Raw genomic sequence first — 22,845 nt, forward strand, 5'->3', positions numbered from 1 at the left:
TACCGAAATCCGCCTCGCCGGGGCGCATAAGGTCTTGATTTGGGTATAAATTGTCGCGAGAGTTCCTACAAATGCGCATTTAGCTGATTTTGCGCAAGAGTCGTTCCGCGCGCATGTCGTCCGCATGCCGCGCGGCGTGGCATCGCCGTGCGCGGGGGTCGCCGTCGCGTCGCGCGCACGGGATGCGGGTCGAAAAATCGGCTTTTGCCGTAGAATGTGCGACTTGGTTCCAATTTTCACCGCACATCCACGATTCATGGCGAAGACCGCAGAAGACGCAACAAGCGAAGAAGCGCGCGCCGATGCGCCGGGCGCGGACAGCTCGCCGCTTCCGCAGAATTACGAAGCGGCGCTGGCCGAACTCGAATCGCTCGTCGCGCGCATGGAAGAGGGCGCGTTGAGCCTCGAAGAATCGCTTGCCGCCTACCGCCGAGGCGCGGCGCTTGTCGGCTTTTGCCAACAACAGCTCGAAAAAGTCGAGCAGCAGGTTCGCGTGCTCGACGGCGAGACGCTCAAGCCGCTGCCCGGCGACGCAGAACGCGCGACGAACGACAACGGGGACGATCTATGACCTTCGAACAATGGATGCGCGCCACGCTCGACCGCGTCGAAACCGCGCTCGAGCACTATCTTCCCGGCACGGACGTCGCGCCGGCGCGTCTGCATGAAGCCATGCGCTATGCCGTGCTCGGCGGCGGCAAGCGCGTTCGTCCGCTTCTGGTTCACGCGGCCGGCGAACTGACGGGCGCGAGCGCGCAGGCCGTCGAAGCCGCGAGCGCCGCGCTGGAGATGATCCACGTCTATTCGCTCGTGCACGACGACATGCCCGCGATGGACGACGACGCGCTGCGTCGCGGCAAACCCACGGTACACATTCAATATGACGAAGCGACGGCGCTGCTCGTCGGCGACGCGCTTCAGTCTCAGGCGTTCATCGCACTGACGGCCGAAGGCAATGGTCTGTCGGACCGCCAGCAGGCCGCGCTCGTGCGCGAACTGGCGGTCGCGAGCGGCTCCGTCGGCATGGCGGGCGGGCAAGCCATCGACCTCGAAAGCGTCGGGCGCAAGCTGTCGCGGCCCGAACTCGAAACCATGCATCGCAAGAAGACGGGCGCGTTGCTGCGCGCGTCAGTGCGCATGGGCGCGCTTGCAGGCGACGAGCCGGGCGCGGACGTGCTTGCCGCGCTCGATCAATACGCCGCCGCGGTCGGGCTCGCGTTTCAGGTCGTCGACGACATTCTCGACGTCACGGCCGATTCCGCGACGCTCGGCAAGACCGCCGGCAAAGACGCGCAGCATGACAAGCCGACTTACGTGTCGATCATCGGACTCGACGCGTCGCGCGAACTCGCGGCGCAGCTCGGCCGCGACGCGGACGCCGCTATCCAGCCGTTCGGCGCTCGGGCGCAGCGCCTCGCCGAACTCGCCGACCTGGTCGTGAACCGGGCGCATTAATTGTTGAACGCGTGACGAAGCCCACGGCGCGAAACGTAGAAGTCACTCGCGCTGAACGAATCACGCCAGTTTTCCTAAAATGGGACGACGATGTACGACTTGCTGAAAACCATCGACGATCCGGCCGATTTGCGTGCCCTCGATCGACGCCAACTGCAGCCGCTTGCCGACGAACTGCGGGCCTACGTGCTCGACAGCGTGTCGCAGACGGGTGGCCATCTGTCGTCCAACCTCGGCACGGTCGAGCTGACGATCGCGCTGCATTACGTGTTCGATACGCCGAACGACCGTATCGTCTGGGACGTCGGCCATCAGACGTATCCTCACAAGATTCTGACCGGACGCCGCGACCGGATGCCGACGCTGCGTCAGCTCAACGGCATTTCGGGCTTTCCGCGCCGAAGCGAATCCGAGTACGACACGTTCGGCACGGCGCATTCGAGCACGTCGATTTCGGCGGCGCTCGGCATGGCCATCGCGAACAAACTGCAGGGCGACAACCGCTATTCCATCGCCGTGATCGGCGACGGCGCGATGACCGCGGGCATGGCGTTCGAGGCGATGAACAACGCGGGCGTCGCCGACGACCTGCCGCTGCTCGTCATCCTCAACGACAACGACATGTCGATCTCGCCGCCTGTCGGCGCGCTGAATCGCCATCTGGCGCGTCTGATGTCGGGCCGCTTCTATGCCGCCGCCCGCGCGGGCGTGGAGCGCGTGCTGCGCGCCGCGCCACCGGTGCTCGACCTCGCCCGCAAGCTCGAAGAGCACGCGAAAGGCATGATCGTGCCGGCCACGCTCTTCGAAGAGTTCGGCTTCAACTACATCGGCCCGATCGACGGCCATGATCTCGATTCGCTCATCCCGACGCTGCAAAACATCAAGGAACTGCGCGGCCCGCAATTCCTGCACGTCGTCACGAAGAAAGGCCAGGGCTACAAGCTCGCGGAAGCCGATCCCGTTCTGTATCACGGCCCGGGCAAGTTCAATCCGGCCGAAGGCATCAAGCCCTCGACCGCGCCGTCGAAGAAGACCTACACGCAGGTCTTCGGCGAATGGCTCTGCGACGCCGCCGCGCAGGATTCGCGCGTGGTCGGCATCACGCCGGCCATGCGCGAAGGCTCGGGCATGGTCGAGTTCGAAAAGCGTTTCCCGGACCGTTACTTCGACGTCGGCATCGCGGAGCAGCACGCCGTCACGTTCGCGGGCGGTCTGGCCGCGGACGGCATGAAGCCGGTCGTCGCCATTTACTCGACGTTCCTGCAGCGCGCGTACGACCAGTTGATCCACGACGTCGCGTTGCAGAATCTGCCGGTGGTTTTTGCGATTGACCGCGCGGGTCTGGTCGGCGCCGACGGCGCGACGCACGCGGGCAATTACGATCTCGCATTCCTCCGCTGCATCCCGAACATGACGGTGATGGCCGCATCAGACGAAAACGAATGCCGCCAGATGCTCTACACGGCGCTCCAGCAGTCGAACCCGACGGCCGTGCGCTATCCGCGCGGCGCGGGCACGGGCGTCGCCACCGTCAAGCAGATGACCGCGATTCCGCTCGGCAAGGGCGAAATCCGCCGTCAGTCGTCGCAGAAAATGGGTTCGGGCAAGCGCATCGCGATTCTCGCGTTCGGCACGATGGTCGCGCCGTCGCTGGCCGCCGCCGAGGAACTGGACGCCACCGTGGCGAACATGCGTTTCGTGAAGCCCGTCGACGCCGACCTGCTGCGCGAACTGGCTGCAACGCACGACGCCCTTGTGACCGTCGAGGAAGGCACGATCATGGGCGGCGCGGGTTCCGCGTGCGTCGAGGCGCTTCTGGCAAGCGGCGTCGTGAAGCCGGTGCTGCAACTGGGCCTGCCGGACGTGTTCATCGACCACGGCGATCCGGCCAAGCTGCTCGCGAGCGTCGGGCTGGATGCGGCCGGCATTGCGCATTCCATCCGCGAGCGTTTCCTGTCCGCGGTCGAAGCGGCGGACAAGCTGACCAAGCGCGTCGCCTGACGCGGAATTGGCCACGGGCGCTCGGGGCGCGCCGTTCATCGGCAATGGCCGCAGTGTGTTTGCATACGGCGCGGGCTTCGTCCCGCGCCGTATGCGTTTCACCGTTAAGCGCCACGCGCGTGAAGCGTCGGCGCAGATAGGACATAACAACATGAATCAGATGAATCCCGCCTTCGTGATGCCGGACGTCCAAAGCACGCCGGATACGCGTCAGATCGCGATTCAGCGCGTGGGCGTGAAAGGCGTGCGGCATCCGTTGTCCGTGCGCACGGAAAGCGGCGTGCAGCCGAGCGTCGGCGTATGGAATCTCGACGTGCATTTGCCGGCCGAACAGAAAGGCACGCACATGTCGCGCTTCGTCGCGCTGCTGGAAGAACACCGCGAGCCGCTCGATCAGGCTGCGCTCTGCGCCATGCTGGCGTCGATGCTCGCGAAACTCGAAGCGCATTCGGGCCGTATCGAAGTGACGCTGCCGTACTTCGTGATGAAAACCGCGCCGGTGTCCGGCGTGCAGAGCCTGCTCGATTACGAGGCGACGTTTATCGCCGAGAAGCGCGACGGCCAGACGCGTCTGACGCTCAAAGTGCTCGTGCCGGTCACGAGCCTGTGCCCGTGCTCGAAGAAGATCTCGCAGTACGGCGCGCACAATCAGCGGTCGCACGTGACGATCACCGCGGAACTGGCGGGCGAGGTCGCGGTGGAAGAGCTGGTGCGCATCGCCGAAGAAGAGGCGTCGTGCGAACTGTGGGGACTGCTCAAGCGCCCCGACGAGAAGTTCGTGACCGAGCGCGCGTATGAGAATCCCAAGTTCGTCGAAGACCTCGTGCGCGATATCGCGACGCGGCTGAACGCGGACGAGCGCATCGTCGCCTACGTGCTCGAAGCAGAGAACTTCGAGTCGATCCACAATCACAGCGCGTATGCGGTGATCGAGCGCGACAAACGCTAATGGCGTGACGTGATCGAGTTGAGCGAAAGCCGGTCCGGGCGCCCGGCTTTTTCATGCGAACACCATTTGCGTCGACGCATGCGTCTCGCGCACCGAATCCACGACGAGCGAGGCCAGCCGTGCGATCGGCGGCGAGGCGCTTCCCGGCGCGCGATGCAGCGCGAGCGTGATGGCGGGCAGCGTCGGCAGGGCGTGTTCGGCCTCGTCGAGCGTGCGCACGGTGGCGGGCAGCCCGTAGCACGTGCGCACGGTCAAGCCGAGCCCTGCAGCGGCAGCGGCCCAAAGACCGGAAAGGCTCGGACTCGTGAAGGCGACGCGCCATTTGATGCCCGCGCGATCCAGCGCCGACGTCGCCGCGCTGTGAAAGAGGCAGGGACGATCGAACGCGATGAGCGGCAGCGGCTCGTTGCGGTCGTTTTGCCACGGAACGGTGGACGAGCCGATCCAGCGCATCGACGGCGACGCGAGCGGCTGCATCTGCGCCGCGCCCGTCGTGCCCCACACGAGCGCAAGGTCGAGCTGACCGGCGTCAATGCGCTCCAGCAGTTCGGTATTGCGCGCGACGCGTGCCTCGATCCGCACTTTCGGATGCGCCCGCGCAAAGCGGCCGAGCACGTCCGGCAACACGACTTCGCCGAAATCTTCCTGTAGACCGAGCCGAATCCAGCCTTCCAGATCAACGCCGCGCACCGCGACGGCCGCTTCGTCGTTCAGTTCGACGAGGCGTCGCGCGTACGCGAGCATCACTTCGCCCGCGTCCGTCAGCGCGAGCCCGCGCCCGGATTTACGAAAGAGCGTGATGCCGGCCTGTTCTTCGAGCTTGCGAATCTGCGCGCTGATCGCAGATGTCGAGCGTCCGACGCGATCCGCCGCCTTCGCGAAGCTGCCGAGATCCATGCCCGCGACAAAGCTGCGCAGCACGGCGAGATCGAACGTAACGTGACTCATCCCAACCATCCTGTTTTTCCGAACGAAGCATCCCGAACTTTGTGATTTTCAGGACGATGCTAAGCGGTCAGACTGTTCGGGGTCAAATAAAAAGCGAGGACAGCGATGGCAACCCTTCTGGCCGTAGATGCACGCGCGTTGAGCGCTGCGCATCGATGGAAAGTGCTCGGCGTCGGCGTGGCGGCGAACGCGAGCTTCTCGGCTGCGGCGACGGGCATTCCGACCACAGCGGTATGGCTGCGCAGCGGCTATCAGCTCGACAATGGCGGCTTGGGACTGGTGCTCGGCGCGCTGGGATTGGGCGTCGCGGTCTCCGAATTGCCGTGGGGCGTGCTCACGGATCGCTGGGGCGACCGGCCCGTTCTGCTGACCGGTCTTTTCGCAACGGCCGCAACGCTGCTCGCCATGAGCCTTCTCGCGACGCCGCCCGCGGCCACGCTCGGCTTCCTCGTCTTTGCGATGTGCCTGCTTGGCCTGCTCGGCGGCAGCGTCAACGGATCGAGCGGGCGCGCCGTCATGTCGTGGTTCGCGGAAAACGAGCGCGGCCTCGCGATGAGCATCCGCCAGACGGCCGTCCCGCTGGGCGGCGGAATCGGCGCGGCGCTGCTGCCGTGGCTCGCCTCGACGCATGGCTTCACAGCGGTCTTCGGCGCGCTCGCCGCGATGTGCGCGGTTTCGGGTGCGTTTGCGTGGCGCTGGCTGCGCGAGCCGCCGGTTGCCTCGCATCGCGCAGCCGAGCCTTCCTCCGCTATTGCCGATGCAGCCGATCGTGGCCCGCTTCGACGCCCGTGCATCTGGCGGATGGTGACGGGCATCGGCGTGCTGTGCGTGCCGCAGTTTGCGGTTCTGACCTTCGCGACCGTGTTTCTGCACGATGCGGGCGGCTTCGGCGTCACGGCGATCAGCGCGACGATGGGCGCCATCCAGCTCGGCGCAATGGTCATGCGCGTCGCGAGCGGCCGACACACGGACCGGCACGGTAATCGGCGCGCGTATCTGCGTGCTTCGACGCTCGTGGCGTCGGCATCGTTCATCGCGCTGGCTGCGGCCACGGCGCTCGGCGTCGAGCGCACGCCGGCGCTGCTCGCCGCGATGCTCGTTCTCGCTGGCGTGTGCGTGTCTGCATGGCACGGCGTCGCGTACACGGAACTCGCCACGCTCGCCGGCATCGCGCACGCGGGAACGGCGCTCGGCATGGCGAACACCGCGGTCTACGTTGGGTTCTTTCTGACGCCGCTCGCCATTGCGCATGTGTTGTCGTTCGGCTCGTGGACGACCGTCTGGCTCGCGGCCGGCCTGTCTGCGCTCTTCGCGCTGCCGTTGTTCCCCGGCGCACCCGGCCGTAGAATGCTTTCCCGGCAATCGCAACGAGGAAGCGCATCTTGATCCTGATCGGCCAATACGATTCTCCGTACGTGCGGCGCGTCGCCATCGCGCTGACGCTGTACGACATGGCGTTCGAGCATCGCCCGTGGTCCGTGTTCGGCGATGCCGACAAGATCGCGCCGTTCAACCCGCTGATTCGCGTGCCGACGCTCGTGCTCGATTCGGGCGACGTGCTGATCGAAAGCGCGATGATTCTCGATTATCTCGACGAACAAGCGGGCCCCGGGCGCGCGCTGATCGCATCAGCGGGCGCAGCGCGGCGCGAGGCGCTGAAGGTGTGCGCGCTCGCAACGGGCCTTGCCGACAAAGCCGTCGCGCTCGTCTACGAGCGTGTGCTGCACAAGGAGAAATCGCAGGCGTGGGTGGATCGCTGCACGGGGCAGGTCGAGCGCGTGCTGAACGTGCTCGAAGCCGACCGCGCCGCGCGCCCGACGCCTTACTGGTTCGGCGATTCGATCGGTCATGCGGACATCGCGGTGGCGTGCGCGCTGGGCTTCGCGCGCGAAGCGCATCCGCAGGTTTTCGCGCAAACGCGCTGGCCGTCGCTGATCGGTCACGCGGACCGCTGCGAGACGCTGCCGGTGTTCGCCGCCATCGTGCAGCCGTTCAATCCGCCGAAATAGGCAGTCAGGCCCGCGCGAGGGCGGTGAGATCCCAGCGCGGTTTTACCGTGAACGCGTACTCGCGCACGGCCTGCTCCGGCCAGCGCGCGAGCCTGAGCGCGCCCGCCAGCGCGATCATCGCGCCGTTGTCGGTGCAGAGCGACAAGTCCGGATAGTGAACGTCGAAGCGCCGCTTCTTCGCCGCCGCCGACAGCGCCTCGCGCAACTGCCGGTTCGCGCCTACGCCGCCCGCCACGACGAGCCGCTTGAGGCCGGTCTTCTTCAGCGCCGCCAGCGATTTCGCGACGAGGACATCGACGGCGGCATCGACGAAACCGCGCGCCAGGTCCGCCTTCGCCTGCTCGCAGACATTGCCGCCGGATGCGTCGAGCTTGCGGCTGTGCGTCAGCACGGCGGTTTTCAGGCCGCTGAAGCTGAAGTCGAGATCGCCGGAATGCAGCATCGGGCGCGGCAGCGCGACGGCGCCCGGCGTGCCGAATTCGGCCAGGCGCGAGACTTCCGGCCCGCCCGGATAGCCGAGCCCCAGCAGCTTCGCGGTCTTGTCGAACGCTTCGCCAGCGGCATCGTCCAGCGTTTCGCCGAGCGTCTCGTACACGCCCACGTCCGTCACGCGCATCAGTTGCGTATGGCCGCCCGACACCAGCAGCGCGACGAACGGAAACGGCGGCGGCGAATCGACCAAAAGCGGCGAGAGCAGATGCCCTTCCAGATGGTGAATGCCGACCGTCGGTTTGTCCCACGCCATCGCGAGCGCGTTGGCGATGCTCGCGCCGACCAGCAGCGCGCCCGCGAGCCCCGGCCCTTGCGTGAAGGCGATTGCGTCGATGCTTTCGCGCTCGACGCGCGCCTCGGTCATCACCTGTTCGAGGAGCGGCAGCGCCCGGCGAATGTGATCGCGCGACGCGAGTTCCGGCACGACGCCGCCGTACTCGCGATGCATGGCGATCTGCGAGTGAAGGGCGTGGGAGAGCAGCCCGCGCTCGGTGTCGTAGAGCGCGAGGCCGGTTTCGTCGCAGGAACTTTCGATGCCGAGAACGAGCATGGGCGTGACATCCATTGGGTGCATCAAAGCGAACCGAAAAGTATAGCAGCGGCCCGCACGGCGCGTCTCCCGGCGGCAGTTACAATGCGCGGCATGGAATCCTTCGATATCGCCGTCATCGGCGCGGGCGCGGCCGGCATGATGTGCGCGGCCGTCGCGGCTCAGACGGGCCGGCGCGTCGTGCTCATCGACCACGCCGAGCGTCTCGCCGAGAAAATCCGCATCTCCGGCGGTGGGCGCTGCAACTTCACGAACGTCAACGCGCAGCCGGCCAATTTCCTGTCCGCGAATCCGCATTTCTGCCGTTCGGCGCTCGCCCGCTACACGCCGCGCGACTTTCTGGCGCTGCTAAAGAAGCATCGCGTGAAGTGGCACGAGAAGCACAAGGGCCAGCTTTTCTGCGACGACTCCAGCGAGACGATCATCGACGTCTTGCGCAGCGAGTGCGACGCGGGCGGCGTCGCGTGGCGGCGTCCGGTGAGCGTGCACGCGATCCGTCACGACGGCGCGCGCTTCGCGCTCGATACGACCGCCGGCGCGATCGGCGCGGCTGCGCTCGTGATCGCGACGGGCGGGCTGTCGATTCCGAAGATCGGTGCGACGGACTTCGGCTACCGCATCGCGAAGCAGTTCGGCCACAAGCTCGTCGATACGCGGCCCGCGCTCGTGCCGCTCACGTTCACCTCCGCCGACTGGGCGCCGTTCGCCGCGCTGTCCGGTCTCTCGCTGCCGGTGCGCATCAGCACGGGAAGCGGCAAGACGCGCGGCGAGTTCGACGAAGACTTGCTGCTCACGCATCGCGGGCTGTCGGGTCCGGGCGTGCTGCAAATTTCGAGCTACTGGAATCCGTCCGAGCCGATTCGCGTCGATCTGCTGCCCGAACTCGACGCCACCGAAACGCTTCTGGAAGCGAAAGCCGGATCGCGCAAGCAGATCGGCAACTTTCTCGCCGAATACGTGCCGGCGCGGCTCGCGCACGCGTGGCTCGACGCGCAGCGCGTGCCGGTCGATGCGCGCCTCGCCGATCTCCCCGACCGCACGCTTAAAGGCATCGGCGCGTCGCTGTCCGCCTGGACGCTCACGCCGAGCGGCACCGAGGGCTACCGCAAGGCGGAAGTCACGCGCGGCGGCGTCGATACGCGCGAGCTTTCGTCCGCCACGATGATGAGCGAACGCGTGCCTGGCCTGTTCTTCGTCGGCGAGGCGGTGGACGTCACCGGCTGGCTCGGCGGCTACAACTTCCAGTGGGCGTGGGCGTCCGGCGTGGCGGCGGGAAAGGCGGCGTCGGAGTACGCGCACGGCGCCGCGAAGGTCGCCTGAGCCGTCCTCGCGGCAGGTGTTTCACCGGTCTCGAATCGCAGACCCGTTTGCTATACTCGGACGGTCATCGAAGGAGTTCGCGCGCCTTTTGCCGCGCTTCTTCGCTCTGGCTGACGCGACCCGCGGCGCGCATCGCTGCAAGCTCCAGAAGGCCCGCTTACAGTCCCGCTTGAGGAACGTCCCCAAGCGGGCTTTTGCTTTCGCAGCGCAGGAAGTCAGCCGAAATTCTTTTTGCAATTGCACCGGGTGAAAGATGAGCCTCAAGGACCAGATCAACGACGACATGAAGGCGGCCATGCGCGCGCGCGAAACCGAGCGCCTCGGCACCATTCGCCTGCTGCTCGCAGCCATCAAGCAGCGCGAAGTCGATGATCGCGTGACCCTCGACGACGCGGGCGTGACCGCCGTCATCGATAAAATGATCAAGCAGCGCAAGGACTCGGTGAGCCAGTTCCAGGCCGCGGGCCGCGACGATCTCGTCGCGAAGGAAAACGCCGAGCTCGCCGTGCTCGCCGCGTACATGCCCGAGCAGCTTTCCGCCGATGCCATCGCCGCCGAAGTGCAGGCCGCCGTCGCCGCGACGGGCGCGGCCGGTCCGCAGGACATGGGCAAGGTGATGGGCGTGCTCAAGCCGAAGCTCGCGGGCAAGGCAGACATGACCGCCGTTTCCGCGCAGGTGAAAGCGGCGCTCGCGAAGTAACCGACACCGATCGCCTCCGGTGATTCCTCACGCATTTCTGCAAGATTTGCTCAACCGCGTCGATATCGTCGACGTGGTGGGCCGCTACGTCCAGTTGAAGAAGGGCGGCGCGAACTTCATGGGCCTGTGCCCGTTTCACAACGAGAAGAGCCCGTCATTCACAGTCAGTCCGACGAAGCAGTTCTATCATTGCTTCGGCTGTGGCGCGCACGGCACGGCCATCGGCTTTCTGATGGAGCACACGGGACTCACGTTCCCCGAAGCCGTCAAGGATCTCGCGCAAGGGGCGGGATTGACGGTGCCGCAGGAGCCGTCGAATTCGTTCCGTGGCGGCGGTTACGGCAGCGAAAGCGCGCCGAGCAAGGCGGTGAGCGTCGCGCTCACGGAAGTCATGCAGACCGCCTGCGATTTCTACAGGAAGCAGTTGCGCGCTGCGCCGGACGCCATCGCGTATCTGAAGAAGCGCGGGCTGACCGGCGAGATCGCGGCGCGCTTCGGCCTCGGCTACGCGCCGGACGGCTGGCAGAACCTGGAAGCCGCGTTCCCCGATTACCGCAACGACAATCTCGTCGAAGCGGGTCTCGTGATCGTCAGCGAGAAGACCGACGCGCAAGGCCAGCCGCGCCGCTACGACCGCTTTCGCGAGCGCGTGATGTTCCCCATCCGCAACGTGAAGGGCAATGTCATCGGCTTCGGCGGGCGCGTGCTGGACGGCGGCGAGCCGAAGTATTTGAATTCCCCCGAAACGCCGCTATTTAGCAAAGGCAGCGAGCTTTACGGCCTGTTCGAAGCGCGTCTCGCGATTCGGGAATTGGGCTACGCGCTCGTCGTCGAAGGGTATATGGATGTCGTCGCGCTCGCGCAGCTCGGCTTTGCGAACGCGGTCGCCACGTTGGGCACGGCCTGCACGCCCGTCCATGTGCAGAAGCTCTTCCGCCAGACCGACACCGTGGTGTTCAGCTTCGACGGCGATTCGGCCGGCCGACGCGCCGCACGTCGCGCGCTCGAAGCGGCGCTGCCGCACGCGGCGGACAACCGGACCATCAAGTTTCTCTTTCTGCCGAAAGAGCATGATCCGGACAGCTACGTGCGCGAGTTCGGCACGGACGGCTTCGGCGAGCAGGTCGACCGTGCCATGCCGTTGTCGCAGTTCCTGCTGAACGAAGTGCTGAACGACAAGGAGCTGGAGCAGCCCGAAGGCCGCGCGAAGGCGCTCTTCGACGCCAAACCGCTCCTGCAGGCGCTTCCGGCCAACGCGCTGCGGGTGCAGATCCTGCATATGCTGGCAGACCGGCTCGCGACGCCGTTCACGGAAATTGCGGCGCTTTGCGATATCGATTCCCGGGCGGCGGCCGTCGCCCGCGCGTCAGTGCCGAAAAGCGAGCGGCGTCGCGTGACGGGCCAGGAACAGCGGGCGCTGCGCAATCTGGTGATGTATCCGGGCATCGCGGCATCGCTCGATGAAGAGAGCGAACGCACGCTCGTGACCATGACCGAACACGGCGAGCTTTTCAGCGAAGTGCTCGGCCACGTGCGCGAACTGGGCGGTGCGGCGGAATTTCAGATGTTGTCGGACGTTTTGAGAAATGCAGCAAATGCGCCGACCTACGAGGATATCTTCCAGGAAATTCTCGCCTATGATGAAAACGTCCGGGATTTGCTGCTACGCGACCCGTCCGACGAAGACGCCGCGCAACGCGTCGACGAGCAGAAGCGCTTGTTGACCGAAGAGTTGCTCGCGACCGTCGTCAAGCTGCGGCACGACAGCTATCGCGCGCGGCTCGATCAACTGGCGCGGCAGGCGAGCCTCTCGGCGGAAGAAGTCGCGGAGTTCTCGGATCTGTCGGCGAAAGTCGCGCAGATCAAGGCGGGACGGGCCGCAAGCCCGGATCGCGAAAAGTGAACTGCTATAATAAAAAGTTGAAAATTCGTTGCTTTTTTTCAACGATTTGTACGATTTCGCTGGCTTAGGCAGTCTGAGCGGCGAGACGTACGGAAGGTTTGAGGGAATTTGCGAGAGTTGCAAGGGCGCTGGCTGAATCGGCTGTCGCGGCGCGCGAAAGCGGCGTTTGCCTCGAGCGGGGCGCGACACACAAAACAGGCGGATAAGCACGCCGACGAACAGACGGGCGCAAGGGAAGCGGCTGCTATTGCGGGTAGGAGCGATTCGCGTTCGAGCGCATCGCTCGGACCGCGGTAGCGCCCCGGGCAGGGCACGCAGCCAGGCAGGTCGAGGCACGTGCGCATTGGGTATTCACGGTTCCATCGGTTGCCGTCCGGCAGCCGCGAGTCGAGACTAGAGCCTGTATGGCGAACTCCATGACGAAAAAGCTGAACGATGTACCCGTCGAAGACGACGCACCGCAAACTGCAGAGCCGGCCGCCGCACCCGCGGCGAAGGTCGAAAAGGCCAAGGCACGCGACCGCCGCGCCAAGGAGAAGGCGCTTCTGAAAGACGCGTTCGCGTCGAGCGCGCCCGGCACGGTCGAAGAGCTGGAAGAGCGCCGTTCGAAACTGCGCGCGCTCATCAAGCTCGGCAAGGAGCGCGGGTTCCTCACGTACGCCGAAATCAACGATCACCTTCCGGACAACTTCACCGAAACGGAGGCGATCGAAGGCATCATCAGCACGTTCAACGACATGGGCGTGGCGGTGTACGAACAGGCGCCCGACGCCGAGACGCTGCTTCTGAACGACAACGCGCCGAACGCCTCGGCCGACGACGAAGTCGAGGAAGAAGCCGAAGTCGCGCTCTCCACGGTCGATTCCGAGTTCGGCCGCACGACCGACCCCGTGCGCATGTACATGCGCGAGATGGGCACGGTCGAGCTGCTGACGCGCGAAGGCGAAATCGAGATCGCGAAGCGCATCGAGGACGGCCTCAAGCACATGGTCATGGCGATTTCCGCCTGCCCGACGACCATCGCCGACATTCTCGCGATGGCCGAGCGCGTGCAGAACGAGGAAACGCGCGTCGACGAACTTGTCGATGGCCTCATCGATCCGAACGCGGAAGACACCGACGGCTTCTCCGAACAGGAAGCCGAGGCGATCGAGTCCGAGGACGAGGAAACCGACGAGGAAAGCGACGAAGAAGAGGACGACGATGACGGCGCCGCGCAGGCGAGCGCGAACGCCGCCCAACTGGAAGCGCTGAAGCGCCAGTCGCTCGAAAAGTTCTCGCTGATCAGCGAGTGGTTCGACAAGATGCGCCGCGCTTACGAGAAGGAAGGCTACAAGTCGAAGGCGTACCTGAAGGCGCAGGAAGCGATTCAGACCGAACTCATGTCGATCCGCTTCACGGCGCGCACCGTCGAGCGCCTGTGTGACACGCTGCGCGCCCAGGTCGATGAAGTCCGCCAGGTCGAGCGTCAGATCCTGCATACGGTCGTCGACAAGTGCGGCATGCCGCGCGCCGAGTTCATCGCCCGCTTCCCGGGCAATGAGACGGACCTCGACTGGGCCGACAAGGTGGTCGCGGAAGGGCACGATTACAGCGCGGTCCTGGAGCGCAATATCCCGGCGATCCGCGAACAGCAGCAGCGTCTGCTGGACTTGCAGGCGCGCGTGGTCTTGCCGCTGAAGGACCTGAAGGAAACCAATCGCCAGATGGCGGCGGGCGAACTGAAGGCGCGTCAGGCGAAGCGCGAAATGACTGAGGCCAACCTGCGTCTCGTGATTTCGATTGCGAAGAAATACACGAACCGCGGACTGCAATTCCTCGATCTGATTCAGGAAGGCAATATCGGCCTGATGAAGGCGGTGGACAAGTTCGAATATCGTCGTGGATACAAGTTTTCGACTTACGCGACGTGGTGGATTCGCCAGGCCATTACGCGGTCGATTGCGGATCAGGCGCGCACCATTCGTATTCCGGTTCACATGATCGAGACGATCAACAAGATGAACCGTATCTCGCGGCAGATTTTGCAGGAGACCGGTCTGGAACCGGATCCGGCAACGCTTGCCGAGAAGATGGAAATGCCCGAGGACAAGATCCGCAAGATCATGAAGATCGCGAAGGAGCCGATCTCCATGGAAACGCCGATCGGCGACGACGACGACTCGCATCTCGGCGATTTCATCGAAGATACGAACACGGTGGCGCCTTCGGACGCGGCGCTGCATGCGAGCATGCGGGACGTGGTGAAGGACGTGCTCGACTCGCTGACGCCGCGTGAGGCGAAGGTGCTGCGCATGCGCTTCGGTATCGAGATGAGCACGGATCACACGCTAGAGGAAGTGGGCAAGCAGTTCGACGTGACGCGTGAGCGCATTCGCCAGATCGAGGCGAAGGCGCTGCGCAAACTGCGTCACCCGAGCCGCTCGGACAAGCTGAAGTCGTTCCTCGAGGGCAATTGATGCGCGTCTCGGGCTTGTATTGAGAGGCGTTGTAAGGCAAACTCGCAGACCTTCGAGAGTCGCCTTTGGCATCGTTCTGAAGCATCAGAAAGCGCCGCACGGCGCTTTCTTTTTGCCCTCGGTTTTCGAGAGGGGCCGGAAGCTTAACTGGTATAAGCTGTCGACTCATAATCGACCGACAGTGGGTTCGAGTCCCACCCGGCCCACCAATGCTTACTTCAAAATATCAGAGGGTTATGTGCCGTTAGGCATAAAATGGCCACTTGGACACGTTATGCTTTATTGTCCGTTGGGCCAAGTTATGCTTTATTGGCAGTCTCGCACAGCCCGCGTACGTCACAGGGCTGCCTGATCGTCCAGCGTAACGCCCCCACGTCCCCTCACGCGGTGGTGGAGCGGTCTTGCCGCCTCAAGTAGCCGAAGTTGTGTGCGGCGCGCGCCCTCCGACGCAAGGTCACCCCGGCGCGACACTCGTGAATTGACGCCTGACTCGGCGGTCTGCCGGCCGAAAAACCAAACACGGCTCGCCCGATCCGGCGCAGCGATCGTCGGCAGGACGTCTCTAGAAGCCTCCAACTCCTGCGGCGCCCTTGGGCATGCGGCACCGCCTCCCAAACCGCCTATGGTCGTGTTGACGCGCCATGTACGTGATTTGGACTGCACCGACGATGTGCGCCAATATCCGGAAGCTGAACCGGAATGCGAGCAAGATGTGCCGATGAGATGCCGAACAGCCTGTAGTTTTCGACGTTCTTATTCTCAACTCCACAGCAATTTCGCGAAGTCGCCTGCGCACACGGAAACAAGTCAAGGTCGGCGAAAAGCTTTTTCGACGATGCTCGATCCTCGACGAGCAAAGCCTCAAGCCCACAGAAGCGCGGCGCCCGGGCCCATCCTTAGTCGCCAGTGCCAACCTCTCTGCCAGCGCGTTTTAAATCAAATGGTCGTCGGCCCAATCAGTCGGACCGGTTTCTTTCGAAGCGTTGAGGAGCTGTTGAGGGAGGCGTTCTTCTTCGTTATCGAAAACGAGAAGGTCTTTAGCAGCCCCTTTCCACGAATTACGGAACTCGTATGGCACGCATTCCGTTTCTCCAACGAAACACAGAGCGCCTTGAGTGCCCTCTCCGATAAATGTTTCGGCATAACAATATTCGTCATAGAACGCATCGTCAGCGTAGCGACGCGCACGCTCATCCCAGTCCTTGAAATCGTTTTGCAATTTTCTGGCGACTTCTGACCCGAAAGGAACGGCGCGCAACCCGAATCGCAGCAGTTCGAAGAACGCGGGCGCCGTGTTCGGTGTCGCCATCCCTTGGTCGTGATCGACCATCTCGGCCAATTTCATAAGGAACGACAAATAGCCGTTTTCCGCGCAATTTACTTTGAAGTAAAACGCCTGTTCCCATTAATAGACTGCGCCGATTTCGAGCCCTGCGCTCAGTTGCGGATAGTCGGCTAGTCCTTCGAAACGGATGAGTTCTTCGCGTCGTTTACCGGATTGCGGGTCGAACAATGCTGCAACCGGTGTTCCCGCATCGGCGCGCTTCTTTAGCCCGCAATAGGTGACGTAATATCCAAAAACAAACTGGTCTGTCATGCCGCACTCCAAAAAGCGTTATTGATTGGTTGGAGATTTGGCGCTCACTGGTGATTTGTGAGCGTCGAATCAGATCTGTTGAGCGTGGCCGGTTGCAACAGCCAATCAATATCGGGACTTTACCACAAAAAGCTCTTTTGTTTCAACGAGTTGGTCAAGTTTTGACAATCACGAAATTTACCCACTAGACAAAGGTAGTTTTTTTGATATTCAGCTCTCAAGGCGTACGGGTTCTTTCAAAGAGGTCGGGCTTTTTCGCGCGTCCCATCCGCGAATACCGACGCTTCTGGCGACCGTCGGAGGCAGCCAGCGGCGGAAAAGCACCGAACGATAACTCGCCGAATTCGATCGGCGCCCTCTTTTGGCAAACAGCGCCTGAAAGACTCCTGTCTCAGGGGAACTCGCGATTTGTTCGCTGCACGAGCATGCTGGCCACGCTCATACGGGCAGCTTTTGCTGGCTCGGCGGCGCTAGAAAGGCAGCCAATTCGCCCGCCTAGAGTTTTGCCCTCGATTCGAAATTGCGGGCGTATTCACTACTCGTTTCGAATCTCGACATGTGAACGCCGGAGCTGTCGTGACTGAGCCTCTTCCGTGATTCATACGGATAGTTGCTCAGCGTTCGCAAACCGCTGCATCTCAACATCCATGCGAAGTGGCAGCGTGATTCTCCGGCAGTCCACCGACGCAGCCAAAAAGAAACTTGCCATCGCTGGCGGACAAAAAGAGGGCGGGCGCGATCCAAGCGCCCGGGGGAAGTTTCCTCTGCCCAACGGCTCGCGAAAAGCGTCGCGGTGAAACGCTGAATTTTGCGACGGACGACAATTCTCGCGTCTTGCCCCGTGCGTCGCAGTCCACCTTATTCTTCGTCGCCTGCCGAAGTTTGCTACGCCCTCATCGCCGCCTGATGGTCGGCTTGATACCCCAGCACCGATGCCTTCACCACGAAGAGGTTGCTCCCCGTTTTGTGGTGAAGCTTGAGTTTTCCCTGTTCCGCCAACTTCACGACTTGCGACCGGGAAACGAATAACAGCCTCGCCGATTCGGCAATGGACATGAAATCGTCGGCGCCTTCCAAACGCTTATGAGCGAGTGCCATGGTGTCAGCCTCGGCTGGCGTCGGAATCTTCGAGTTCGTTAACGTCGTGACCTGCCAGTGATGGGTGTCTGACTGAGTGTAGGCCATCGGCAGCGCTTCAACCCAGCTATAGGTCTCCACCCTGAGGCGCTCAGCCGCTATCGGGGATTCGGCCCGACCTCTTCGGCTTGATGAACTGCAGTTGGCCACCTGTTTTCGAAGACGCACTCGTCGATGGATCGGCGCTAGGCCCAGCGCTCTTTTTCGAGCATCGGCGCGTCGTAACCGCGTTCGACGAGTCCCAACTGGAGGATTGCAACGGGCTTGGCGCCAGCGGGCATCTCCAACGGCGCGGCGACCTCATGCGGATCGAGCAGCGAAACCCATCCTATTTTGAGATCTTCAGCCCGTGCGGCAAGTCACATGTTTTGGATCGCGCATGCCACCGAAGCAATATCCATTCGGGAAGCGGGCGCCGCGCGAACACATAATTCTCGGGCTCGTCCGTTAGCGCAGATGACGAGCACTTCCGCGCATTCGCGTCGGCCCTCGCCCCCTTGAGTTTCATGAATGACTGCCGGCGCTCGCCGAGAGCGTCGGCGGTCGGCAATCCCTCGCGCTCGACCGAGTCGTGCAACCTGCCGCGAATCTTCGGGCAGGTGTACGCACGATCCGCCATGGCTGCATGAAACCAACGCTTGGCGCATGCAGACACCTTCTAGCTACGAGCGGCACCGAAACGCGATCTTTAGAGGTATTTTTCTAACTCGAAAATCTCCTCCCGTTTTCTGCGCGTTTTTCTCCCCTCCGGTTTGCCAGCGCTTCAGCTCCGCTTCGAACGTCTTTTCACTCTCTCTTGCCCGCTTTAAAATGTGCTCATTGGCGGTGAACAAACATCACGAGTGAGCCGGGCGGCTCTCAGACTATCTGGAGCTTGCCGGTCACTCTATGCTTTTTCAGCATGCGCATTTCGGCGCGGTTACTAGTTACGCAGAAGGAAGTTGTTGTGCTCTGAATAAATTTGATCTCTTCGCACCCGCCAGCTGTCAGTGCTTGTTGGTGCATTTTCGACTTGAGCGTCGATAACTCAAACTATTCGGAGCATAACGATGAGTTTTCCAGCGTATTTTGTTGCTTGGCCGGCAATAGAGAAGGTTATCTCGAATTGTGCGAACAGCTCGTTGGGCTTGTGACCAAAGGCAGAACATCGAAAGGCGGCCCTTATCGGATGGTCGATTGGTCAATGCGCTTTCAGAGCTCGTGTACGACAAGGGTAAATATCCGGGCACCGAGGGTCGAGGGCCTTTCTGGGAGTTGCTTCGCTACGGTCTTCAAGGGATGACATTTGGCCCTGTCGCCTGCCGAAAGCTCGCCTTCGATTTTGAAACCTGGGAATCAGATGCTTGGGCGTTGGGTGATTTTGAATTCTACCGAATGTATCGTCATGTTCAGCGGTGCTTCAATCTCCCCGACGGAGCTTGCATGGTCACATATCCTGAACCTTGGTCGGAAGACGGCAAAACGTTCACGGAACCCAAGCTCGGAATCGAAACGCTCAACTTGTTGAAACAAATCAGGTGACGGTTGACAGTCAGTCCGTGTATTCGGATGACGACCGCGTTTGTGCGGATGGCATTAATGAGACGGAATCCGCCTATCCGGCCGCCGACATCTAAGTCGGATTGGAAAGCCAGAATGGCTATCAATATGGAATAAAAGAAATGATTAACATTGAAAGTGAACTCGTCGCAGTTGGTAAATTAGTCCCGCTGCAGCATTTCAAGCCCAGGCCTAAACAGACCATCGGCCTACCAAAAGAAACGCCGGTATTAACCTGCCATGTAGGGCCGTCAGAAGCGTATTGTTTTTCGAGAAAACCCGGCGACGCGAGCTTTGGCTTCGGGCATTTCGACACGGACGACGGTCCGTTAATGAGCATCCGATTCCAGCTTGACGACTTACAGGTCTATTGGGTGGCTCAATTGACCGACCCAGAAGTCTGGGCGGCAATTGACGTGTGGAAGCGGGCGGGACGCGTTCCGATTCTGTTTAATGTGCAGGAAGCAAAACGTCGTCACGAGATGGTGTGCGTTATCGATTTGCCACGGGACATGTCTCGTCACGATGTTCACCGCCTTCGCCCTGACAATGCTCCCACTGAGCGTACATGACAGAGCATGGTTTTACTTGCCGGGAGCGGGATGCTGCAGCTAGAGGCTACGAGCGACCTCCAGGGCATCTCATTGCGCCATGTGCTCGCCAACGTACTGCTCACCAAGCGATTGGAAGCGATCGCCCCAAGAGGTGATTGGCATAGCCGGCACTAACGACGGCAGCTATTCCGAGCGAGTCCGTCGGAAACCGCGCCCCATTCGCAGATGTGGGCCCGAAGCTACGGTCTCAGTTGACAACCTCTCTCATGGCATTGGCCTTGAGGCGCTCTTGACTGTCATACTAGCTGTAGCGTCGAATTTCGTGAACAGCGGCGCCAAATCGTATATCTGCCACCGGGAAAAGTCGCAAGCTCTCATTCTGAAAAAGAACGGAACCGGAATGAATCTGCCGTCAGTGAAAGATCTAGGCTCACTGCGGAGTACGATGGATGCACTCGTCGACGTTTCTCCCCGACTCGTGGTTCTGTACGGCTGGAACCTAGCCGGGCCGACGATTATTGATCGTCTATCTGTTACCAACGAGACGGTCCTTTCGACGGTACCCGATATAGTCGCGCTAGCAGCAAACTTGCTTGACATAGAGGAAGATGCGCTGCGGAGGTTAAACGAATTGCGAGAATTTCGGAACTTGGTCGCACACTCGCCAGGCTTGTCCGCGGCAGAAAATGGCCCGTCTCCCGGAGGTGGCCAAGGGGATCTATCCATTGTTGGTGCAGTTAAGGCCGAAGCTTAGTCAAAAGGCGGAGGAAGCTCCCCGGTCGATCTAATGTGGAGAGCGACAGTCCATCTTCTGAAAGAGCCTTCGGTGATAGCTGAAGCACTAACGTGTCGGCCATAAGTGAACGCAGCATTCGCTGCGTTCGGTCTTCGCCTTTGAGGTTTTCAGGATTGCTTCATCTTTTGCATCTCCCGAAGCACGGTAAAGACGTGTACCCCGACTAAATCTTCTTTGGGCACATGCGCGAGTACTTCACGAAGGTTCACCGCCTTCCCTTTAGCAGTAATCTCGGGGTAGGCGCGGGCGATGACCTCGGTAGACCTTCTCTGGCTTTCCTCGCTAAGAAGCTTCCTGTGTTGATTCCATTGCATAGCCAGTGCACGCGCTTCGTCGTTGGCGTGGATGTACAGCAGGCGCACGTCAATATCAAGGCCTCGCGCAGCTTCTCTCACACTGACGACAGTGGACGATTCACTCAATGCGGCCAGTTGCGCCCGTATTATGGGCCAATCTCGAACTTTGCGAGCCGGTCGCCTCTTCGACTCCGGAAAAACCACATCCGAATCATAAATTTCGGCGAACGAGGGTTCCCAATCGGTAAGGTCGCCGGCCACCAGCTTCGGAAGGGTCAATCCACTTCGTGAGGCGATGCGCAAAAGAGCCGGCAGTCCAGGGGTGCCTCCCTGCGCGAGCCAGTGGTGCACAGTGTTTTTCGGAAGACCAATGCGTCGAGCGAATCTCGCGCTCTTTCCTTCATCCAAACATTGCACTAACTCGCGGATGCCGTTGAGCATGGCTTCCAATGACGGCCTTGCAGCAAAGTCATGCTCAATTGCGAGCATGGCGCCGAATTGACCCGAAATCCAGACTTCTTCGTGCGTGGCTGGTTCCGAAGCACCGACCCCAAGGAAGCCTCCACATGAAGTACACCACCCTGGTACGACAAAGACGGATTTGTGCCGTGCGTTTGCGCTTCCGCAATCGGGGCACACCTGCACGAGCCGCGTTTTGTGCTTGGTACACGCGCTTACAGCGCCGACGTCCCACGACAGCCGGAAGTACGGTGTCGCGTCTGCTGCACGGTCATCGGCTAGGCAATATGGGCACCACTGTTCAGAGGCCGAACGGGCACTTCGTTCCGCGATGACACTGCGCCATGGCAAAAGTGTCAGAGAATGCAAATTGTCGACGCTGGTCAACTTCGACAGTGCGCGCGCCCAGTCATGTGCTGTGTCGGACATTCCGCTCAGACTGGTTGCGTTCCATCTCCAACCCGCCGGAAGGCTCCACTGCATGGCCCTTTCAACAGTGCGCCCTAGGTCTGCCGCTGAAATGCAGTGCGACATAGCCAGCCGGCAAAAATAGCTGACCAGGCTTTCGACATCCGGCGTTCCGACGCCGATCGGAGCGACTGGGTTAAGCGCAGAGCGCGTTAACGACAGCGCTTCGATAATGTTTGGCACCATGTCATACCGCCGAACGTTGAATTCTTGGCATGATTCGGGTGAAACTTGGCCCGATGGCGCTCTCGCCGTCAATAATTTCCTCAAGAATTCGCTTGCGCTGTGCCTCGGTGAGGAGCGCGCGTTCCAACGAATCGACCGACCATGAACCGACGGCTTCCGCTAGTTTGCCTGCGCGGATAAGCACGCTGCTCAACGTCCCAACGCATCGCAACGTGTTCCCAAGCAAGCCTTTCGAGTGTTGAGTGAGCTGCCCTCCCCAAAGGTTGGGCAGCGTTTTCTCGAACGCCAGAACGCAACGCTCGAACGCCTTCACGTCTTCGGGCCGGTCTTCACGATAGCGCTCGAAATGAAGAACGTGCGTACGTCGAGCGAGCTGCGCCGAAAGTGACACCAACTGATAGAGGTCGTAGGCCCCGACGAGGACCATCTGGGTGCCGCATTGGTTTGCCAACGACTTCAGCGTGTCGAGCTGAATCTCGAGCCTATGCTTGCCTCGGGTCTGGCGAATGATATGTGCCGCCTCATCGATGACGAGGAACTGTACCTGGCGTTCACGCAACCCTCGCTCAACGGCAGTCCGAAGCGCAGCCAGGCTGTTACCAGTAGAGCCACGCGGCCGCACGACCCTTCCGGTGTGCTCGTCGACGCCATACAGCTTCTTGGGCGCGTCAAGGTCGTCGCCGAGCTGTGTGAGAATGCGCCTGTAGAACAGTTTCCAGGAAAAGTCATTCTCGCCTGACGACGGCGCTTCGACATACACCGCCGGGATGACGCCACCATTCGCTTTCATATGTGAACGACCTCGTTCAAGTGCGGATTCAACCATGTGCCTCGATAGCGTCGTCTTGCCAGCGCCTGTCGGTCCACAAACAAGCAGGATGCTGTCCTGGCTGCTGGGGTATATGAGCGTATGGAGCTCGCTCATGACTTCGGTTACTCGTGTGTGTTTAATGCGCTTGCTCGAGAGCGCTTTTGCCAGGTCGATTCCGATCGGCGGAACGGTTTCGTTAGTTTGTGACATGTTGAT

At 61.9% G+C, this 22,845-nt stretch carries 19 protein-coding genes, 1 tRNA gene and 1 pseudogene; 13 read left to right on the forward strand and 8 right to left on the reverse strand.

Annotation, left to right across the window (positions count from 1 at the left end):
* The first annotated feature begins 256 nt into the window (after positions 1–256).
* The 4 genes from HWX53_RS11480 to folE2 all read left to right on the forward strand — a co-directional run bounded on the left by HWX53_RS11480 (position 257) and on the right by folE2 (position 4,405).
* Complete coding sequence (locus tag HWX53_RS11480; RefSeq protein WP_175940967.1) at positions 257–571, forward strand: exodeoxyribonuclease VII small subunit; 315 nt, start codon at positions 257–259, stop codon at positions 569–571.
* Positions 568–1,455, forward strand: a complete 888-nt coding sequence (locus HWX53_RS11485; RefSeq protein WP_175940968.1) for a farnesyl diphosphate synthase — start codon at positions 568–570, stop codon at positions 1,453–1,455. The genes HWX53_RS11480 and HWX53_RS11485 overlap by 4 nt, the downstream gene beginning before the upstream one ends.
* 90 nt (positions 1,456–1,545) lie before the next feature.
* Positions 1,546–3,456: a 1-deoxy-D-xylulose-5-phosphate synthase gene (gene dxs, locus HWX53_RS11490; RefSeq protein WP_175940969.1), complete on the forward strand. Its 1,911-nt coding sequence runs from the start codon at positions 1,546–1,548 to the stop codon at positions 3,454–3,456.
* Between the two features lie 151 nt (positions 3,457–3,607).
* Entirely contained in the window at positions 3,608–4,405 is a 798-nt protein-coding gene (gene folE2 / locus HWX53_RS11495) for a GTP cyclohydrolase FolE2 (RefSeq protein WP_175940970.1), read from the forward strand.
* 51 nt (positions 4,406–4,456) lie between these two features.
* Here folE2 and HWX53_RS11500 read toward each other — a convergent pair whose 3' ends face one another.
* Entirely contained in the window at positions 4,457–5,353 is an 897-nt protein-coding gene (locus HWX53_RS11500) for a LysR substrate-binding domain-containing protein (protein WP_175940971.1), read from the reverse strand.
* Positions 5,354–5,458: 105 nt separating this feature from the next.
* Here HWX53_RS11500 and HWX53_RS11505 point away from each other — a divergent pair, with 105 nt between their 5' ends.
* Both HWX53_RS11505 and HWX53_RS11510 read left to right on the forward strand, forming a co-directional pair.
* A complete protein-coding gene (locus HWX53_RS11505; protein WP_175940972.1) occupies positions 5,459–6,739 on the forward strand; it encodes an MFS transporter in 1,281 nt (426 codons plus the stop codon).
* The gene (locus tag HWX53_RS11510) at positions 6,736–7,362 is read left to right on the forward strand and encodes a glutathione S-transferase N-terminal domain-containing protein (RefSeq protein WP_175940973.1); all 627 of its coding nucleotides are present in this window, start codon (positions 6,736–6,738) and stop codon (positions 7,360–7,362) included. The genes HWX53_RS11505 and HWX53_RS11510 overlap by 4 nt, the downstream gene beginning before the upstream one ends.
* Positions 7,363–7,366: 4 nt before the next feature.
* Here HWX53_RS11510 and tsaD read toward each other — a convergent pair whose 3' ends face one another.
* Positions 7,367–8,404 carry a tRNA (adenosine(37)-N6)-threonylcarbamoyltransferase complex transferase subunit TsaD gene (gene tsaD / locus HWX53_RS11515; protein ID WP_175942352.1) on the reverse strand — a complete coding sequence of 346 codons (1,038 nt, stop codon included), beginning with the start codon at positions 8,402–8,404 and terminating at the stop codon, positions 7,367–7,369.
* 93 nt (positions 8,405–8,497) lie between these two features.
* On the opposite strand from tsaD, the gene HWX53_RS11520 reads away from it, so the two are divergent.
* The 5 genes from HWX53_RS11520 to HWX53_RS11540 all read left to right on the forward strand — a co-directional run bounded on the left by HWX53_RS11520 (position 8,498) and on the right by HWX53_RS11540 (position 14,995).
* Positions 8,498–9,724, forward strand: coding sequence for an NAD(P)/FAD-dependent oxidoreductase (locus HWX53_RS11520; protein WP_175940974.1), 1,227 nt, complete (start codon positions 8,498–8,500; stop codon positions 9,722–9,724).
* Between the two features lie 253 nt (positions 9,725–9,977).
* Entirely contained in the window at positions 9,978–10,424 is a 447-nt protein-coding gene (locus HWX53_RS11525) for a GatB/YqeY domain-containing protein (protein ID WP_175940975.1), read from the forward strand.
* Positions 10,425–10,443: 19 nt separating this feature from the next.
* Positions 10,444–12,327, forward strand: a complete 1,884-nt coding sequence (gene dnaG, locus HWX53_RS11530) for a DNA primase (protein WP_175940976.1) — start codon at positions 10,444–10,446, stop codon at positions 12,325–12,327.
* A 404-nt stretch (positions 12,328–12,731) separates the two neighbouring features.
* Positions 12,732–14,786, forward strand: coding sequence for an RNA polymerase sigma factor RpoD (rpoD, locus tag HWX53_RS11535; RefSeq protein ID WP_175940977.1), 2,055 nt, complete (start codon positions 12,732–12,734; stop codon positions 14,784–14,786).
* 132 nt (positions 14,787–14,918) lie between these two features.
* Positions 14,919–14,995 (forward strand) — tRNA-Ile (locus tag HWX53_RS11540).
* A 722-nt stretch (positions 14,996–15,717) separates the two neighbouring features.
* On the opposite strand, the gene HWX53_RS11545 is transcribed toward HWX53_RS11540, so the two are convergent.
* The 4 genes and pseudogenes from HWX53_RS11545 to HWX53_RS27605 all read right to left on the reverse strand — a co-directional run.
* The gene (locus HWX53_RS11545; RefSeq protein ID WP_175940978.1) at positions 15,718–16,116 is read right to left on the reverse strand and encodes a hypothetical protein; all 399 of its coding nucleotides are present in this window, start codon (positions 16,114–16,116) and stop codon (positions 15,718–15,720) included.
* Between the two features lie 75 nt (positions 16,117–16,191).
* Entirely contained in the window at positions 16,192–16,383 is a 192-nt protein-coding gene (locus tag HWX53_RS11550) for a hypothetical protein (RefSeq protein WP_175940979.1), read from the reverse strand.
* An 885-nt stretch (positions 16,384–17,268) separates the two neighbouring features.
* Positions 17,269–17,568 (reverse strand): helix-turn-helix domain-containing protein, encoded by a 300-nt coding sequence (locus HWX53_RS11555; RefSeq protein ID WP_175940980.1) that lies wholly within the window; start codon positions 17,566–17,568, stop codon positions 17,269–17,271.
* A 137-nt stretch (positions 17,569–17,705) separates the two neighbouring features.
* Positions 17,706–18,168, reverse strand: a pseudogene (locus HWX53_RS27605) (nitroreductase family protein); the annotation flags it as partial.
* A gap of 528 nt (positions 18,169–18,696) precedes the next feature.
* Between HWX53_RS27605 and HWX53_RS11560 the strand changes: the two are divergent.
* Both HWX53_RS11560 and HWX53_RS11565 read left to right on the forward strand, forming a co-directional pair.
* Positions 18,697–19,041 (forward strand): hypothetical protein, encoded by a 345-nt coding sequence (locus tag HWX53_RS11560; RefSeq protein ID WP_175940981.1) that lies wholly within the window; start codon positions 18,697–18,699, stop codon positions 19,039–19,041.
* Positions 19,042–19,181: 140 nt separating this feature from the next.
* Entirely contained in the window at positions 19,182–19,631 is a 450-nt protein-coding gene (locus tag HWX53_RS11565; protein ID WP_175940982.1) for a hypothetical protein, read from the forward strand.
* 885 nt (positions 19,632–20,516) lie between these two features.
* On the opposite strand, the gene HWX53_RS11570 is transcribed toward HWX53_RS11565, so the two are convergent.
* Positions 20,517–21,818: a TniQ family protein gene (locus tag HWX53_RS11570; protein ID WP_241269964.1), complete on the reverse strand. Its 1,302-nt coding sequence runs from the start codon at positions 21,816–21,818 to the stop codon at positions 20,517–20,519.
* A 1-nt stretch (position 21,819) separates the two neighbouring features.
* A complete protein-coding gene (locus HWX53_RS11575; protein WP_175942356.1) occupies positions 21,820–22,839 on the reverse strand; it encodes an AAA family ATPase in 1,020 nt (339 codons plus the stop codon).
* Positions 22,840–22,845: the final 6 nt, after the last annotated feature.

The sequence above is a fragment of the Caballeronia sp. BCC1704 genome (assembly GCF_902833455.1).
Taxonomy (GTDB): Bacteria; Pseudomonadota; Gammaproteobacteria; order Burkholderiales; family Burkholderiaceae; genus Caballeronia.

Excerpts from the sequence above, each read along its gene's own strand:
- tsaD (WP_175942352.1), bottom strand. The coding sequence starts at position 8,404 with ATGCTCGTTCTCGGCATCGAAAGTTCCTGCGACGAAACCGGCCTCGCG.
- HWX53_RS11485 (WP_175940968.1), top strand. The coding sequence starts at position 568 with ATGACCTTCGAACAATGGATGCGCGCCACGCTCGACCGCGTCGAAACC.
- HWX53_RS11575 (WP_175942356.1), bottom strand. The coding sequence starts at position 22,839 with ATGTCACAAACTAACGAAACCGTTCCGCCGATCGGAATCGACCTGGCA.
- HWX53_RS11500 (WP_175940971.1), bottom strand. The coding sequence starts at position 5,353 with ATGAGTCACGTTACGTTCGATCTCGCCGTGCTGCGCAGCTTTGTCGCG.
- HWX53_RS11545 (WP_175940978.1), bottom strand. The coding sequence starts at position 16,116 with ATGGTCGATCACGACCAAGGGATGGCGACACCGAACACGGCGCCCGCG.
- HWX53_RS11520 (WP_175940974.1), top strand. The coding sequence starts at position 8,498 with ATGGAATCCTTCGATATCGCCGTCATCGGCGCGGGCGCGGCCGGCATG.
- HWX53_RS11505 (WP_175940972.1), top strand. The coding sequence starts at position 5,459 with ATGGCAACCCTTCTGGCCGTAGATGCACGCGCGTTGAGCGCTGCGCAT.
- HWX53_RS11570 (WP_241269964.1), bottom strand. The coding sequence starts at position 21,818 with ATGGTGCCAAACATTATCGAAGCGCTGTCGTTAACGCGCTCTGCGCTT.
- HWX53_RS11555 (WP_175940980.1), bottom strand. The coding sequence starts at position 17,568 with ATGGCCTACACTCAGTCAGACACCCATCACTGGCAGGTCACGACGTTA.
- rpoD (WP_175940977.1), top strand. The coding sequence starts at position 12,732 with ATGGCGAACTCCATGACGAAAAAGCTGAACGATGTACCCGTCGAAGAC.
- dxs (WP_175940969.1), top strand. The coding sequence starts at position 1,546 with ATGTACGACTTGCTGAAAACCATCGACGATCCGGCCGATTTGCGTGCC.
- HWX53_RS11550 (WP_175940979.1), bottom strand. The coding sequence starts at position 16,383 with ATGACAGACCAGTTTGTTTTTGGATATTACGTCACCTATTGCGGGCTA.
- folE2 (WP_175940970.1), top strand. The coding sequence starts at position 3,608 with ATGAATCAGATGAATCCCGCCTTCGTGATGCCGGACGTCCAAAGCACG.
- HWX53_RS11565 (WP_175940982.1), top strand. The coding sequence starts at position 19,182 with ATGATTAACATTGAAAGTGAACTCGTCGCAGTTGGTAAATTAGTCCCG.
- HWX53_RS11525 (WP_175940975.1), top strand. The coding sequence starts at position 9,978 with ATGAGCCTCAAGGACCAGATCAACGACGACATGAAGGCGGCCATGCGC.
- HWX53_RS11480 (WP_175940967.1), top strand. The coding sequence starts at position 257 with ATGGCGAAGACCGCAGAAGACGCAACAAGCGAAGAAGCGCGCGCCGAT.